15 protein-coding genes are annotated in these 16,285 nt (G+C 42.7%); 1 reads left to right on the forward strand and 14 read right to left on the reverse strand.

The features are described 5' to 3' along the window. Positions 1-5: 5 nt before the first annotated feature. Positions 6-1,991: a DNA topoisomerase IV subunit B gene (parE, locus tag FD04_RS06980; protein ID WP_056947896.1), complete on the reverse strand. Its 1,986-nt coding sequence runs from the start codon at positions 1,989-1,991 to the stop codon at positions 6-8. Positions 1,992-2,115: 124 nt separating this feature from the next. On the opposite strand from parE, the gene plsY reads away from it, so the two are divergent. Further along, a complete protein-coding gene (gene plsY / locus FD04_RS06985; RefSeq protein WP_056947898.1) occupies positions 2,116-2,748 on the forward strand; it encodes a glycerol-3-phosphate 1-O-acyltransferase PlsY in 633 nt (210 codons plus the stop codon). A 92-nt stretch (positions 2,749-2,840) separates the two neighbouring features. Here the strand turns inward: plsY and FD04_RS06990 are convergent, their stop codons facing one another. The 13 genes from FD04_RS06990 to FD04_RS07050 form a co-directional block, all read right to left on the reverse strand. Beyond that, positions 2,841-3,722, reverse strand: coding sequence for an aldose 1-epimerase family protein (locus FD04_RS06990; RefSeq protein WP_056947900.1), 882 nt, complete (start codon positions 3,720-3,722; stop codon positions 2,841-2,843). Between the two features lie 186 nt (positions 3,723-3,908). Continuing rightward, on the reverse strand, positions 3,909-5,321 hold the full coding sequence (hslU, locus tag FD04_RS06995; protein WP_056947902.1) for an ATP-dependent protease ATPase subunit HslU: 1,413 nt from the start codon (positions 5,319-5,321) through the stop codon (positions 3,909-3,911). A gap of 22 nt (positions 5,322-5,343) precedes the next feature. Next, on the reverse strand, positions 5,344-5,886 hold the full coding sequence (gene hslV, locus FD04_RS07000) for an ATP-dependent protease subunit HslV (RefSeq protein ID WP_056947905.1): 543 nt from the start codon (positions 5,884-5,886) through the stop codon (positions 5,344-5,346). Between the two features lie 17 nt (positions 5,887-5,903). Further along, positions 5,904-6,815: a tyrosine recombinase XerC gene (gene xerC, locus FD04_RS07005; RefSeq protein WP_156660414.1), complete on the reverse strand. Its 912-nt coding sequence runs from the start codon at positions 6,813-6,815 to the stop codon at positions 5,904-5,906. A 90-nt stretch (positions 6,816-6,905) separates the two neighbouring features. Then, on the reverse strand, positions 6,906-9,005 hold the full coding sequence (gene topA / locus FD04_RS07010; RefSeq protein WP_056947907.1) for a type I DNA topoisomerase: 2,100 nt from the start codon (positions 9,003-9,005) through the stop codon (positions 6,906-6,908). Between the two features lie 139 nt (positions 9,006-9,144). Further along, entirely contained in the window at positions 9,145-10,026 is an 882-nt protein-coding gene (dprA, locus tag FD04_RS07015) for a DNA-processing protein DprA (RefSeq protein WP_056947909.1), read from the reverse strand. Between the two features lie 48 nt (positions 10,027-10,074). Continuing rightward, positions 10,075-10,845, reverse strand: a complete 771-nt coding sequence (locus FD04_RS07020; RefSeq protein WP_056947911.1) for a ribonuclease HII — start codon at positions 10,843-10,845, stop codon at positions 10,075-10,077. After that, positions 10,838-11,692, reverse strand: a complete 855-nt coding sequence (ylqF, locus tag FD04_RS07025; RefSeq protein WP_054702115.1) for a ribosome biogenesis GTPase YlqF — start codon at positions 11,690-11,692, stop codon at positions 10,838-10,840. The genes FD04_RS07020 and ylqF overlap by 8 nt, the downstream gene beginning before the upstream one ends. Before the next feature lie 511 nt (positions 11,693-12,203). After that, positions 12,204-13,148, reverse strand: a complete 945-nt coding sequence (locus FD04_RS07030; RefSeq protein WP_056947913.1) for a CAP domain-containing protein — start codon at positions 13,146-13,148, stop codon at positions 12,204-12,206. Between the two features lie 86 nt (positions 13,149-13,234). Beyond that, positions 13,235-14,137 carry a CAP domain-containing protein gene (locus FD04_RS07035; protein WP_056947915.1) on the reverse strand — a complete coding sequence of 301 codons (903 nt, stop codon included), beginning with the start codon at positions 14,135-14,137 and terminating at the stop codon, positions 13,235-13,237. Positions 14,138-14,480: 343 nt separating this feature from the next. After that, on the reverse strand, positions 14,481-14,699 hold the full coding sequence (locus FD04_RS07040) for a YozE family protein (RefSeq protein ID WP_056947917.1): 219 nt from the start codon (positions 14,697-14,699) through the stop codon (positions 14,481-14,483). A gap of 11 nt (positions 14,700-14,710) precedes the next feature. Then, positions 14,711-15,334 (reverse strand): YpmS family protein, encoded by a 624-nt coding sequence (locus FD04_RS07045; protein ID WP_056947919.1) that lies wholly within the window; start codon positions 15,332-15,334, stop codon positions 14,711-14,713. 18 nt (positions 15,335-15,352) lie between these two features. Further along, positions 15,353-16,264, reverse strand: a complete 912-nt coding sequence (locus FD04_RS07050) for a DUF459 domain-containing protein (RefSeq protein WP_056947922.1) — start codon at positions 16,262-16,264, stop codon at positions 15,353-15,355. Positions 16,265-16,285 lie beyond the last annotated feature (21 nt).

A 16,285-nucleotide genomic window follows, 5' to 3' on the forward strand; every position in this document is an offset into this window, starting at 1 on the left:
TTTCATCATTCGTCTTCATTTGACGCATCATGCGCCGCATTAGCTAAATTACTGTCTAAAATACTACCGTCTTCTTCAAGGGTAAAGGCCACGTTTTCTTCGATCCACTTTCGACGTGGCTCAACTTTGTCACCCATTAACGTCGTCACACGACGCTCAGCAAGGGCAGCGTCATCAATAAGAACGCGAACCAGGGTCCGCCCATCTGGGTTCATGGTGGTCTCCCAAAGTTGTTCAGCATCCATTTCACCAAGTCCTTTGAACCGTTGTAACTTATAGCCCTTTAAGCCCTTAGTCTTAGTGGCTAACTCATCATCAGTCCAAGCGTATTCATCGACTTGCTTCTTACCCGCACCCTTTTGAATCATATACAGTGGTGGTAGGGCAATGTACACGCGACCAGCATTGATCATGGGCCGCATATACTTATAAAAGAACGTTAACAACAACGTTTGAATATGGGCGCCATCATCATCGGCATCGGTCATGATGATGATTTTATCGTAGTTAGCATCTTCAATATTAAATTCCGCGCCAACACCAGCACCAATCGTATAGATCATGGTGTTAAGCTCTTCGTTTTTCATCACATCTTCGAGCTTAGCTTTTTCGGTATTCAAAACCTTCCCACGTAACGGCAGGATGGCCTGAAACTTTCGGTTTCGACCCTGTTTGGCGGAACCACCGGCAGAATCACCCTCGACTAAGAACAATTCATTTTTATCAGCGTTTTTGGACTGCGCTGGCGTTAATTTACCAGACAAAAGCCGTTCTTTGCGTTTATGTTTCTTACCTGAGCGACTTTCATCACGGGCTTTGCGGGCAGCTTCACGCGCAGAGCGTGCGCGTAATGACTTGTGAACCAGCATTTGAGCAAATTCACCGTTTTCCATTAAATAGTAACCAAGCTGCTCGCTAAGAACGGCATCCACAATCGTCCGGGCTTCTGGTGTCCCCAATTTTTCTTTGGTTTGCCCTTCAAATTGAAGGATCTCTTCTGGAATGCGCAGTGAAATCACGCCAGAAAGGCCTTCACGAACGTCAGCCCCCTCCAAATTTTTATCCTTATCCTTAAGTAGCCCAACTTTACGGGCATACTCGTTAAACGCCTTAGTCCAGGCACTTCTCATACCAGATTCGTGAGTCCCACCATCTGGCGTGCGGACGTTGTTGACGAAGGATAAGATGTTTTCTGAGTACCCATCGTTATACTGGGCCGCAACCTCAACTTCTACACCTTGTTTGCTACCATCAAAGTACATCACGTCGCCAAGCGTTTCTTTATCTTCGTTCAAATAAGCAACAAATTCCTTGATGCCGTCTTTAAAGTGATAAACGTCTTCACGTTCTTGATCATGACGTTTATCAGTCAGTGTGATTTTGACGTTTTTTAATAAGAAGGCTGATTCTCGTAACCGTTCAGCCAAGGTATTAAAGTTATAAACCGTGGTCGTAAAGATGGTACTGTCCGGTTTGAAGTGGATCTTAGTGCCAGTTGGCTTACGGGTGTTCCCCTTTTTAACCAACGTGGTGACCGGATGACCACCATCTTTAAACTGTTGTTCATATAACTTACCGTCACGAACAATTTCAACGGTGAGTTCTGAGGACAACGCGTTCACAACACTAGCCCCCACACCATGTAAACCGCCAGAGGTTTTGTAGCCGCCCTGGCCAAATTTCCCACCGGCATGGAGCACGGTTAAAATCACTTCAGGGGTTGGTTTACCGGAAGCATGCATCCCCACAGGCATTCCCCGGCCGTGGTCTGTCACTGTAATACTATTGTCAGCTTCAATGACCACGTTGATCTCATCGCCAAAACCGGCTAAGGCTTCGTCAACGGCGTTATCGACAATTTCATAAACTAAATGATGTAATCCACGGCCATCGGTAGAACCAATGTACATCCCGGGGCGCTTACGAACAGCTTCAAGCCCTTCTAGCACCTGGATCGATGAATCATCATAAGTCGGCTTTTTACTCGCCACCAAAAAGACTCCTTTCAACTATCGGATACTGATGAATCTTGTGAATTCGGTTGATCTTAAAAATTATTCGGTTATATCCCATGAAACATGCTAAAATATTAGCCGTGACACGTCATCATGCACAATGGAGGAATCGAATTTGAAACTCGCACTTTTACTATTATTTGCCTACCTATTAGGCGCAATTCCAAACGGTGTCTGGATTGGAAAACAATTCTTCCACACCGATATTCGAACCGCTGGATCCGGTAATATTGGTACGACCAATACCTTTCGGGTACTTGGCCCAGTTGCCGGTAGTGCCGTGTTAATTTTGGACCTTGCCAAGGGAACGATCGCCACGCTATTACCATTGTGGTTTCACATCACAACCGTTTCACCCTTATTGTTTGGTCTCATGGCCATCTTGGGTCATACGGTTTCCATCTTTGACCACTTTAAGGGTGGCAAGGCGGTGGCAACGAGTGCGGGAATGTTACTCGCTTACAATCCCCTCCTGTTCGTCATCGCGGCAACATTATTTGTCAGCCTTATCTATTTAACCAGTATGGTAAGCCTGGCGTCAATGGTTTCTTTTACGATTATCACGATTTTGTGCTTTGTCATTCATGACCAGTACTTATCCATTATCGCAGTTTGCCTAACCATTTTTGTTTTTTATCGGCACCGAACCAATATCAAACGAATTAAAGACGGTACCGAAAACATGGTGTCGTTTGGCTTAGGTTATAAGAGACGTCAGCAACACCAAAAATAAACCGTTGAACAATGCGGTCACATCTAACAGTGTATAGGCAAAAGCGGAGCTATGTCAAAACGAATTTTGGCATAGCTCCTTTTTTAGCGTATTTAGAAAAAGCGTAATTGGTAACTGGCATCAAAGGTTGACTGGGGTGCTAAGCGGTGAATGCCCATTTTGGTCATGAAATTACCATCGGCTTCTAAGTTGTCTGCAATCCCCCACCAGGGCTCTAAGCATACAAACGGTGCTCGCTTAGGGTAAGGTGACCAAATACCCACGTATGGTGCATTTTGAAGCGTTAAAGCCACACCATGGTCATTGACTGGGGTACTCAGCATCAAAGTCGTCTCAACATGGTCTAAATCCAAAATCAAGGCATCTTCATTGAATAAATCGTGATCTAGTGCCATTGGCGTGGTCAAATTAAGGATCTGTTCATGTTGGACATCGTTATACGGTCCCACTAGTGGCACACGTGAATAGGCTTTGCGTGGCGCAACTGTCACCGTATAATCTTCAAAACCACCTTCATCAGGTTTTAAGGGCACATTGAACGCCGGATGACCACCAATCGAGAACGGTAACACCGTATCGTCAGCGGGGTTATGAACCGCGTAATGCACGGATAACAGGTGTTCATCAAGACTAAAGGTTACCCGTAAATCAAACTCAAAGGGGTACTTTGCTTTTGATTGCTCGTCAGCCTGTAACTCAAACACCACGTGCTCATCATCGTGTTCAAGAACGTGAAAATCCATGTCGCGGGCAAAACCGTGCTGCGTCATATGGTAATTCTGACCATCGATTGTATATTGGTCATCCTTCAATCGACCGACAATCGGAAATAAGATGGGCGCGTGACGGCCCCAATAATGGCTGTCTGCTTGCCAAAGATACTCGATTCGATCATCAACACTCACGACGCTGGTTAGTTCTGCACCGTGTTCATTTATTTTTACATTTAGGACTGCGTTTTTAAGTTCAATCACCGGAAATGCTCCAATCTATGTCGTTTTAATTAGTATAGACCTTTCCGCAATCCTGGCGCAAGTTAAGTTTCCGCAAATATTCGGGTAAAAATCAAACTGAGAACAACATAAAAAAGACCTGAACGCCTCCAATAAATCAGCGATTTAGGTCAATTGTTAGTTCATCAAACATCTACGACACTACCACTAAAGAATGTACCTTGAAAGATCCTTATTCTTAACGATGTTGCCGATTTTATCATTCACATAACTCTCGGTGATTGTAATCTCACCCATCTGCATGTCAGGCCCTTCGTATAGCAGGTCTTCCAGCAGCTTTTCGAGTACTGTGTGTAATCGTCTTGCACCAATGTTTTGGTTTTCATGATTGAGTTGATAAGCCAGTTCCGCAATTCGGTTAATGGCCTCTATTGTAAAGGTAACCTTCACATTATCAGTCCCAATCAACGCAATATATTGCTTGATCAAGGCGTTATTTGGCTCCGTTAAAATTTTAACGAAGTCTTCTTGGCTCAATTCTTCGAGTTCCACGCGAATTGGGAAACGACCTTGAAGCTCAGCAATCAAATCACTTGGTTTACTCTCAGCAAACGCACCGGCGGCAATGAACAAGATGTGGTCGGTGTTAATTGGGCCATACTTGGTTTGAACCTGGGTACCTTCAACGATTGGTAAAATATCACGTTGAACCCCTTCACGGGAGACTTCACCGCTATTTTGCTTGGATTTAGAGGTGATCTTATCAATTTCATCAATAAAGATGATACCAGTATCCTGAGCCCGTTTGATGGCATCGTGATTAATATCACCATCGTTAACGAGCTTCTCAGACTCTTCTTGAATCAAAACGTCACGTGCTTCAGAAACTGGCATGTTGCGCTTAACCCGTTTTTTCGGCATCATCTGACCTAAAGTATCGCTTAAATCGATCCCCATTTGATTCATCATTGGGTTATTGCCCGCCATTGCTTGTTGTGGATCGTCCATTTCAATTTCAACTTCTTGATTTTCAAGTAGGCCGTGAGCCAACTGATCAGAAACCGACATACGCTGGTTTTTAACGTCTTCAGTGACCTCTTCTTTTGGTTCCTGGGCAGCTGGCATGTTACCCTTTTGCATTTCGGAGAACATGTTCATCAAGTTTGAAAAATCAGCCTGTTGGTTTTGCTTAGGTTTTTTACCCGGGACTAACAGTTTAACTAACCGGTTATTGGCACGCTTGGTTGCTTCGGCCCGGACGGTTTCAAACTGGGCGTCTTTTTCCATTTTAATCGAAACATCAACCAGGTTACGTACCATTGATTCAACGTCGCCACCGACGTAACCTACTTCGGTAAACTTAGTTGCTTCAACTTTAACGAATGGCGCCTTCACGATTTTAGCCAACCGTCTGGCTAATTCAGTTTTACCAACCCCAGTGGGTCCAATCATTAACATGTTTTTAGGGGTTATTTCATCTTGCATATCCTGTGAGAGTTGCATACGCCGATATCGATTTCGTAACGCAATTGATATCGATTTTTTGGCGTCATTTTGACCGATCACATATTGATCGAGCAACGATACGATTTCGCGTGGTGTTTTTGTAATTGGGTCCAAATCAATCCCTGCTTTCTATTGCTTAGAGTTCTTCGGAGATAATGTTGTGGTTGGTGAAGATATCGATGTCACCAGCGATGCCAATTGCCGTTTCCGCAATTTCTTTGGCACTCATATCTGGTGCATGATGGTGCAAGGCCATTGCAGCGGCTTGGGCAAAGTTACCACCTGAACCAATGGCTAAAATGTCATCGTCGGGTGCAATCACTTCACCAGAACCGGAAACTAACAACATGTCCTTATCGTTCATGACGATTAGAAGGGCTTCTAACTTTTGTAAGTTTTGATCAGAACGCCAATCTTGTGCCAGTTCAACTGCAGCCCGTTCAAGGTTACCGCTAAACTCGTTTAAGCGCGCTTCAAATTTTTCTTCGAGTTTAAACGCATCGGCGACACTACCGGCAAAGCCGACGACAACTTGATCGTTATAAATTCGGCGAACTTTGTGTGCCGTACCCTTCATAATCACTTTTTCGCCCATCGTTACCTGACCGTCACCGGCCATCGCATTATGACCATTGTGACGGACACCAACGATAGTCGTTGCTTCAAATTTTACTGGCATAATTACCCCTGCTTTCTTTAATCATGGGTGGCTCTTGGAAAGAAACGTCGATAATCGCGCTGCAATTGCGATTTTGTCACGTGTGTGTAGATTTGAGTGGTGGACAAACTGCTGTGACCCAGCAATTCTTGCACCGTCCTTAAATCCGCGCCGTTATTAAGCAAATGCGTGGCAAACGTATGTCGCAGCATGTGCGGATGAATGTCACCCGTTAATGTCGAGCGATCAATCATTTGGTTTAAAACGTACTCAATACCGGTTGATGTGATTGGATCGCCGTAATGGTTAATGAACACCGTTTGATGATCCTTATGATACTTGGCCATCAGCGGCTGGCGCGTCATTTGCATGTACTCAGTGAGGGCATCCTTAGCGTAATGGCCAAATGGTACGTAACGTTCCTTATTACCTTTACCATGGATCAACATTAACTGGCGGTCAAAGTCAATATCAACTAACTGCAGTTGACAACACTCGCTCACCCGGATGCCAGTGCCATAAAGAACTTCCAGAATGGCTGAATCCCGTTTGGCCAACAGGTCATCAGGATTAGCGGCTGCCGCTTGAAAAAGCGCTGTCATTTCTTTTTCGTAAAAGAAACGTGGCAGTGGTGCCGGCCGCTTCTTCAACGTAACGTACGCAAACGGATTCTTGCTCTGCAGACCTTCTCTAATCATGAAATCATAAAAACTTCGAAGGCTGGAAATCTTACGGGCAATGGTCGTTCGTGCCTTATGTTCATCATAAAGCTGACTTAAATAAACCTGGACGTCCAATTTTGTCACTTTCAAAAGATCATCCTGACTATCAGTCGTCGACAGGAATTGTTGAAACGCAGCCAGATCTTCGCGATAAGCTGTTACCGTATCCACCGAATATTGACGTTCACTTTCCAGGTAGGTGATAAACAGTTCAACTGGTGTTGCCATGAAAATCGCCTCCATGATGGTAATTTAACAAAAAACCAACCTTGATGCAATACATTTGGTCAAGGTTGGTCAAACTTAATAAGTTTATAACTATTTTTGGACGGGTTCTTCATAATCGCCGTTTGGACAAACGACCTGAACGCCACCCTTAATCTTCTTTTCAACTAAGAAGTGACCATCCTTTGGACAATCACGGCCCACTGGCTTATCCCAAGTGACAAAATCACAATCTGGATAACGTGAACAACCGTAGAATAAACGGTTTTTCTTGGACTTTCGTTCAATCACTTGGCCTTCGTGACACTTCGGACAAACGACGCCGATCTCTTTGACGATTGGCTTGGTATTACGACAATCGGGGAACCGTGAGCAAGCATAAAACTTACCGTAGCGACCCATCTTGATGACCATTGGGGCACCACAGATGTCACAGTCAAAACCAGCCGGCTCATCTTTAATCTGAATTTTTTCAATGGTGTCTTGCGCGTGACTAACTTCTTTTGAGAACGGTTGATAGAAATCATCAACGACTTTAACCCAATTTTGGTTACCCTCTTCGATGTTATCCAATTCTTTTTCCAACCCAGCAGTGAACCCAACGTTCACAATGTCTGGGAAGTAATCTTGGATAATCGAATTGACAATTTCGCCAAGTTCCGTTGGTTCAAAGCGCCGACCCACCAATTTCACGTAATAACGGCGTTGAATGGTATCCAAGGTTGGTGCATACGTTGAAGGTCGGCCAACACCGTTTTCTTCCAAAGCTTTAATTAAATTAGCTTCAGAATAACGTGCAGGTGGCTGGGTAAAGTGTTGCGCTGGGTCAGTTTTTTCAAGCGTAAGCTGATCGCCTTCAGCAAGGTCGGGTAACAAGTTATCCTTTTCCTTACCGTCCTTATAAAGTTTCAAGAAACCATCGAACTTTAGCTTTGAACCGTTGGCTTTAAACGTCACACCGTTTTGCTCAATGGTGACCGCCATGGTATCCATGACTGCATTGGTCATCTGACTGGCCATGAATCGGTTCCAGATTAACTGGTAAAGTTTGAATTGATCATTCGTCAAGTACTGCTTTAAGTCAGCCGGCGTTCGGTAAACGGATGATGGTCGAATTGCTTCATGGGCATCTTGTGCGCCTTCTGGCAATTTGCCCTTAATTGGTTTAGTGGCTGCATACTCAGCACCGTACTTCTCATGGATAAACGAAGACGCTTCGTGTTTAGCAATCGTCGAGATTCGTGTCGAATCAGTCCGCATGTAAGTGATCAGCCCTTGTGACCCTTCCTTGCCAATATTAATGCCTTCGTACAGCTGTTGGGCAGCCATCATGGTTTTACGCGTTCTGAAGTTTAATTTACGGTTAGCTTCCTGTTGCATCGCACTGGTGGTAAACGGTGGTTGTGGTGAACGACGCCGTTCCTTACGAGTCACTTTAGTAATGTCAAATGGCGCCTTTCGGTCAAGTTTAGCCAGCACTGACTGAACTTCGTCATTATCTGGTAACGCGTGCTTTTTGCCAGCCAATCCGTAAAAACTGGCGGCAAACTTAGACCGTTTGATCTTGAATTCCGAATCAATTGTCCAATACTCTTCGGGGACGAAGGCTTTGATTTCTTCTTCTCGATCAATAATTAGTTTAAGTGCAATTGATTGCACTCGGCCAGCACTTAAGCCCTTTTTAACTTTTTTCCAGAGCAGTGGCGAGATGGAATAACCCACTAAGCGGTCCAAGATTCGACGGGCTTGTTGAGCGTCAACTAAGTCCATATCAATACTACGCGGTGTTTTAAACGCGTCCTTCACCGCGTCTTTCGTAATTTCGTTGAACACTACTCGATTCTTTGCCTCTGGGTCAAGGTTAAGTAAGTGTGACAAATGCCACGCAATTGATTCACCTTCACGGTCCGGATCGGCTGCGAGATAAACTTGCTTGGCTTTTTTGGCTTCTGAGCGTAATTCCTTGATGACATCGCCCTTACCACGAATCGAAATATAGTGCGGATCGTAATCATGTTCAACGTCCACGCCCATTTTACTTTTCGGTAAATCACGAACGTGACCTAAACTGGCCATCACTTTATAAGTACGGCCTAAATATTTTTCAATTGTTTTTGCTTTAGCTGGTGATTCCACGATCACCAATTTTTTTTGAGGTTTTCTTTTTTTCGGTTTTTTCGTTGATGTTGCCATCCAATTACCCCTTTTAACGCATTATAGATATTTAGTGAACTGTTGATACTAAATCTTTCACATCATATTTCATAAAAATTGGATTGTCAACTAAAAAACTACTATATTATGTTAGTTCAGCATGTCGATTTTAAAAAAATTAGCCCTTGATTTGTGGAAAATCTTCCAAAATATCGCTGGCCTTTAAGACCGGTTTTGCGCCAGCTTGAATCAATTGATTACACCCGGTCGAAAGCTCATCATCAATTCGGCCAGGTACCGCTAAGACGTTGCGATTATTCTGAAGTGCCAAGTTGGCCGTAATTAAACTGCCACTCTTAGCTTTAGCCTGAATGACAACCACACTTTGACTCAAACCGGCAATAATTCGATTACGTTCAACAAAATGGTGCTTTCGGCCAGCTGCGTCCAATGGGTACTCGGACAACACTAATTCATGTTGTGCCATGTATTGCTGTAGTTTTTGGCTACTAGCTGGATAGCTTAAATTGAGGCCAGTACCGATAACGCCGATGGTGTGACCGCCGTTCTGCAGAGCCAATTGATGACTTAAATGATCGACACCAGTGGCTAAACCAGAAACAATGACCATAGAACGTTGAATGATTGCTGGTAAAAACTGCTCAATTGCTTGTTTCGCATACGGGCTCGCACGTCTGGTCCCCACGATTCCCAAAAAAGATGACGATCGAAGTAGATTAATATTTCCTTGATAAAACAGCACAACCGGTGGTAGCCAACTTTCATGTAGCAATAGTGGATATTCATCGTCAAAAATTGTCATGAATTGCGTAGAGTTAAGGTGACGTTCAACGGCGGTAGAGACCCTCATGCTGATGAAGTCCTGTTCAAATAACCGTTGAAACCGCGGCAAAATGCCCGCAATCTTAACGATTTGTTGCGGTAACAATTGCTTCAACTGACCGGGATGATCAGCCAACCACTGCGCGACCAAATATTCGCCACGTAGCCCAATACCGCGGGTTAAATGTAATCGGAGTAAAAAATGCCTTAAATTCACAGCGTAACCACCTTTGATCAGTAAGATAATCCTAACTACGGGTGATTATTAAAAATAGTTTGAAACTGGTTCGAAGGTTTTCCGGTGAATTGGCGAAGGCCCCAAACGTTTCAAACCTGCCAAATGTGCCTGAGTGCCATACCCAGCGTTATGGCCAAATTCGTAGCCAGGATAAAGGGTGTCATAGCTTTGCATTAAATGGTCACGGAAAACCTTCGCAACAATGCTGGCCGCACCGATTGAAACGCTCTTGGCATCGCCCTTAATCAATTTCAATTGAGGAATGTCTGTATCAATTTGCATGGCATCAATTAATAACTGATCGGGTTGTGGTGTCAATTGCTTCACCGCTTCGAGCATTGCAACTCTTGTAGCTTGATAGATATTTAACTGATCAATTTGGTCATTGGTTGCGATTCCAATTCCAACACTCACCGCTTGCTTGAGAATCTGAGGATATAGCTGTTCTCGTTTATGATCGCTCAATTGTTTGGAATCATTCACGCCAATCACATCAAAATGGTCAGGTAAAATGATTGCACAACTAACGACTGGACCAGCAAGTGGACCACGGCCAACTTCATCGATACCGGCTACCAGCATACGGCCCTGTTGATGAGCCTGTCGCTCATAAAAAAAGCGCTCAGCAAAAGCGCGTTTTTGTTCAGCTAATTTTGTTAGCCGTTTTCGAGTTGTCGCAAGTAATTTTTGAACACCTTGTCGCGAATCAGTCATATACGCTTCTAAAAGTGGGTCATCTAGCGCGGTAATCGCATGAAATTGCGCCGTTAACTCCTTAATGGATACTGGTTTAGTCATCCTGATCACCCGTTGTCCGATTCAGTGTATAGCGACCAAGTTTACCTTTGCGAATATCCAAGATCAGACGATCAGAGGCCCGTTCATAATCATCTTTCATGCCAAACAATTTGGTCAATTTTAATAATAAATCAACGTCTGATAAATCAAAATCTGATTCTTGAAGCTTATAACGCTGCGTCAGCGCAGTTGGATAATATTGCCGGAAAAATTTCAGTGCATACAATGCAACGTCATCACTTGCAAAACGTTGGTCCTTAATGGCACCGGTTAGTGCTAGCGCCTGACCAGTTTCTTCATCATCAAATTTTGGCCACAAAATTCCGGGCGTATCGAGTAATTGTAATTTAGATGACGATCGTAACCATTGTTGTCCCTTGGTGACACCTGGTCGATCACCCACTTGGGCGGCTCGCTTATTGACCAATCGGTTCAATAAGGTTGATTTACCAACGTTAGGAATGCCCACTGTAATGGCTCGGACTGGCCGTTCCTTCAACCCTTTCTGCAATTCAGCCGAAAGTTTATCGGCTAAGATTGATTGGGTAATTTTAGTAATAGCCTTCGTCGTAATGTTGGCCTTGGAATCGACCGCGATGGCGGGCAATCCCTGTGCTTTAAAAGCCTTGATCCAGCTGGTAGTCTGCTGGTCATCAGCCAGGTCATTTTTAGTCATGATCATCAAGTGCGGCTTATCCTTGATCAGTCGTTCAATCTCTGGGTTGCGTGATGCTTGCGGAATCCGTGCATCGACTAACTCAAACACAATATCAACGACGTGTAAATTTTCTTCCAACTGGCGGATGGCCTTCGCCATATGGCCTGGAAACCATTGAATTGTTGCCATAAATAAATAACTCCTTAGTTAACCAAGTACAAGCCTTTGGCTAATTTTTTTGTATGATCTGTGAGAGATTTTCATAGGTTTAACAATAATATCTAGATTTCATGAGTTTGAAATTAGAGTCTACTCACGATAAGATAACTGACTGATATCAACGCTTATAATCCTCAAATATAGTATCATTTTTGAGGATTTGCTAAATAGAAAACCTTTATTCTTGGACTCATAAAAAAATTGGTTTCATCTGAATTTAAATGAGAAGTACACACTACCAAATTGTGGTGAGAGCTTCGTTTTAGGATAAAAGAAAATCCCCAGTAGCCCAAATTAACTATTATATTTTAACATTTTTCTGCATTTTTCGATAGAGACCGGGTCTGATGGCACACAGCCAAGAATTATCATTTATAAAAATACATATTATTGTCCGTGCTTCACCACTAATCTACACTATAGCTCACAGCAAACAAAAAATCCTCAGCTATTACGCTGAGGATCTACCTAGTCGGCTTTATCAGTTTGATAGATCGGCAACTGAATAACTATTTCTATCCTTTGACGAATTATATGAAACTGCAATTCCGATGTTGGTGTACTTACTGTTTAACAAATTATCGCGATGTCCCCAGGCACTAGATGCATCGTCGTAGAGATACGTCATAAGATCTGAATGTGCAAGCTCTGCGGATGTTGGGTTTTTAGGTAACGTTGCCGCACTTGAGGTATCGTCCGTATCTTCACCCCAAGTTTCACCATTGTTACGATTGGTTGGCGCAGTCGGATAATTCTGAGTGATTACCTCACCTAAAATTGAGTAATTAATACCGTACTGTTTAGCATATTTACTAACATAAGTAACACCACTTGGATCGTAGTGCGTAAAATTAACTGATATTTCAGACGCCCTCGTCTTAGCGATTTGAGTCAGTGTAACATCGAGTTTCAACCCAGATAATCCTCTTTTCAGACGTTCTTGATTAAGCTCAGACAAGAAGGCATTAACGTATTCAGATTGATTGAGCGTAAAAGCATGGATGGCTGCATTATCACCTGCATTTGACTTGTCTACTGAACTGTTGTTGCCTGAACCTGGGATAGTCTTTGTGGTTGTCTTCGTGACCTTCTTTAACCAACCGTTCCAAACCCAACCAGTTGAACCATAAGTGGTCTTGAACTTATAGTACACAGCCCTCTTACCGTTCTTGGTAATATGAGCAGCGTAGTAGCCGGTCACCTTAGGTCCCATTTCGCCTAATCGGGCAACTTTTTTATGGTTTAGTTTCGCAGTTGTATAAACCACGGCCCGCTTATTTCGAATCGTATATGTGGCGTTTTTGATATTTTGGTAATAGCGTACTTTGGTTTTCGTTGAAGCATTAGCAGGTTTAGAGACAAGCAATGCACCTGCAAAGCTGGTACTTGCAATGATTAAGCTGCAAATTTTGAATAATTTTGACATGACAAAATCCCCCCTACAAAATCATATTTTGATCATTCAATATCATAGTTCGCAATCTTGATTGAATAACACTAAAATCAGTTGGATTATCTGACACCCAATACCGTTGCGTCATAGACATCTTCATGTGTATAGGTTGCAGTCACACCAATGATATTATATTTGGGATTCAACAAGGCATCACGGTGACCCCAATCACTGTTTCCATCGTAATAGATATATTCAATCACATCATTATCGGCAGCATCTTTCGATGTTGGAGTGTCAACATTGATGGTTGAAGGCATACTATATGCTAAAACTTCAGCACGAGCAGTTGTGATACCGAGTTGCTTGGCATATTCAGCAAAGATGGGCTTACCCGCACTATTATAGTGAGTAAAGTTTTGCGTAATATCCTTAATTCGCTTGTTGGTGATTTGAGTAAGTTGCGCGTCTACTGAAACTGGTTGTAAGTTACGTTTTGTCCGTTCTTTGTTTAGCTTAACAACAAATTCGTTCACGTAAGCTTGATTTGAAAATTTGAATGAATCGTCGTTGCTATCTGTGTTCCAGTCGCTTGACGCGTTTATGGGTGTTTTAGGTGTATTGTTTGAACCAGATTTGGCAGGTGTTTTATAAGACACTTTCTTTAACCAGCCGTTCCAAACCCAGCCAGTATGACCAGAATCCGTTTTAAACTTGTAGTAAACAGACTTTTTGCCGTTGATTGTAACGTGTGAAGCATAGTAACCAGTGACGTAAGTACCATAGGCGCCGAGTTTAGCGCCAGTTTTATGGTTGATCTTACCGTTGCTGTAAATAACGGCTTTTTTGTTCCTAACCATATAAGTTGCGTTCTTAATATTTTGATAATAGCGAACTTTAGTTTTTGCCGAGGCACTCGTTGAAGTCCTCGTGATATTATTTGGCAAAAACTCAATTACAGCGCTGAAGAGTAACCCACTAAATATTGCTAATGTAACCCCACCTAAAATTTTCTTATTCATTTATTAAAATCCCCCTTTAATCAATAAATATATTATAGCAATAATCGTCAACATTCTCGCCATGTATTTAGAAATGTGAGTTCAACTTTATTCAATGATAATTAACCATTTTAAATGGCACTAATACGCAAATGTAGTATATTTTTTTAATTACTATTAAAAACGCCCTATATTCGTCCAATTATCCTAAGAATGGACTCTATTGATAACAAGAATTTACCCGTACAATTGCACAGCGAATTCAGTGTTCACGCCACCAAAAACTAAAAACAGCCACCCTTTGCAAAGACCTCTGTCTCACGCAAAGTGCAGCTGTTAAAAGTGATGTTATCAATAAATTCAGTTAATCTTGTGCTAAGTAAAGTGCCCAGGCATCATCGAACACGGTCATCGAGGGCAGGTAAGATGCGTTTTCCTCCAGATATTTTGATAGTGCTTCGAAATGCGTCTCTTGCTTAGGAAAGCCTTGATCATAAAAGGCATTGTTCGCAAATTCAGCCACCGGTTCGAAATCTTCTGGATTGCGCTGCGTCATTAAAAACTGATAAAAACTTTGTCGCATTCAAGTACCTCCTATGAATTCGTTTTGGGTACGAGTACTTTAAATTCAAAACGCCCAGTGCCGTTCATGTTAATCTTTTCTGCCCGATATTGCACGCCATTTGTTTTAAACTGGTGCAAATTCATTGTGATGGTCTTTTGTTTAACGTCCAATTCAACCCACTTAGGTAAGTTATACTGCGCCTTAATATAGCTCATAACCGCCTTCACGGGCACACTCAGTTGACCGACAGCTAATTTCTTGGCCGTTAATTGAACATTACCATTCGGCAGTACTTTAGGGGTCAAAGACAGCCCAAAATTGACCGTCAAACCCAGTAATTTAGTTTCACCAGTAATGACCGCGTCTTGATGTACTTCAAACTGATAGGTCACTTTTTGTTTACTTTCAGTCTGATATTGATCCAAATAATAAGCAGCCATCGCATTCAGTTGTTTTTTGTTCAAGTTGACGTTGAAGTTGGCAGCCGACACCGGTGCTGTTTCCTGAGAAGTGGTGATTTTAGGTGCCGAAAAAATCTTCACCGCAAATGTCCCACAACCTAATAAAATCACCACAATCAGACCAATAAAGGCCCATTTCCAGCCATTCCACTGTTTTTTTGTCGTCTGTTGTCGACTTGGTGTTTCTTTCAAATTACCACCCCAATTTCTTTATCTTTTTTGCCAGTTTGAGTGTTGACCAATGGCTTGTGCCAGTTTGTTAGCCATGATCTGATACCCTTTTTTATTCGGGTGAAAATGGTCATGGGTCGATAAATAGGCGTTCTTTTCGCTGCTGTCTTGAGACTGCAACAATTTTTCCACCAGTACCGGATCAACATACTTCGAATCATTTTGCTTATTTTGGGTTCTTAATTTTGCTTGCGCACTGGCCGATTGATACTGACCATGTGACAGCGTTTGATTAACGTTAACAAAGTACGTGTTTTTAGCTGCCAACGCAACTTGTTGGTTCACTTGGTTCCACTGGTTGACCGCTTTGGTAATCATTGTGGCATTTGTAAAGTACACGTACACGGGGTTATAAATCCCAAACACATATACCTGTGCACTCGGATTAACCTGGTGAACGTCATTGACCAACTTTGTGAGTTTTTGTTGATAAGTCGTTCGAAGTGGTTCAAGTTTTTTTTCAAGTTTTTGATCACTTGATACCAAAATATTTTGTTCTAATCCCTGTAATAAATCATTACCACCAGCTGTGATTGCAACAATATCAGCTTTTTTCATTGCTGTACGCAATTTGGTATTTTGTTTGACACGCTTATCAATTTGGTCACTGCGTTCGCCACCAATCCCAAAATTACTGAGCTTGGTTTTGACATAGTAAGTTTGATTTAGTGATCGTTTTAAGAATGGTAAGTAACCCTGATGGTCGTTGGCATAGCCGATACCCTGTGTCAAAGAATCTCCAACAGAAACAACACGAACCCGTTGGGATTTGACGACTTTAGTGGTTTGACCAGGTTGACTAGCCTGTTGCGCGTACCACCAATACCCACCACCGCCAATAACGACAATAAGACCGATAATTGCAATCAGCCATTTAGTTTTTGAGCGCATCTGATCCTCTCCTTAGCTTAT

The sequence above is a fragment of the Secundilactobacillus odoratitofui DSM 19909 = JCM 15043 genome (assembly GCF_001434895.1).
GTDB lineage: Bacteria > Bacillota > Bacilli > Lactobacillales > Lactobacillaceae > Secundilactobacillus > Secundilactobacillus odoratitofui.

Excerpts from the sequence above, each read along its gene's own strand:
- FD04_RS07035 (WP_056947915.1), bottom strand. The coding sequence starts at position 14,137 with ATGAATAAGAAAATTTTAGGTGGGGTTACATTAGCAATATTTAGTGGG.
- FD04_RS07040 (WP_056947917.1), bottom strand. The coding sequence starts at position 14,699 with ATGCGACAAAGTTTTTATCAGTTTTTAATGACGCAGCGCAATCCAGAA.
- FD04_RS07030 (WP_056947913.1), bottom strand. The coding sequence starts at position 13,148 with ATGTCAAAATTATTCAAAATTTGCAGCTTAATCATTGCAAGTACCAGC.
- hslV (WP_056947905.1), bottom strand. The coding sequence starts at position 5,886 with ATGCCAGTAAAATTTGAAGCAACGACTATCGTTGGTGTCCGTCACAAT.
- FD04_RS07050 (WP_056947922.1), bottom strand. The coding sequence starts at position 16,264 with ATGCGCTCAAAAACTAAATGGCTGATTGCAATTATCGGTCTTATTGTC.
- plsY (WP_056947898.1), top strand. The coding sequence starts at position 2,116 with ATGGAGGAATCGAATTTGAAACTCGCACTTTTACTATTATTTGCCTAC.
- topA (WP_056947907.1), bottom strand. The coding sequence starts at position 9,005 with ATGGCAACATCAACGAAAAAACCGAAAAAAAGAAAACCTCAAAAAAAA.
- ylqF (WP_054702115.1), bottom strand. The coding sequence starts at position 11,692 with ATGGCAACAATTCAATGGTTTCCAGGCCATATGGCGAAGGCCATCCGC.
- FD04_RS07020 (WP_056947911.1), bottom strand. The coding sequence starts at position 10,845 with ATGACTAAACCAGTATCCATTAAGGAGTTAACGGCGCAATTTCATGCG.
- xerC (WP_156660414.1), bottom strand. The coding sequence starts at position 6,815 with ATGGCAACACCAGTTGAACTGTTTATCACCTACCTGGAAAGTGAACGT.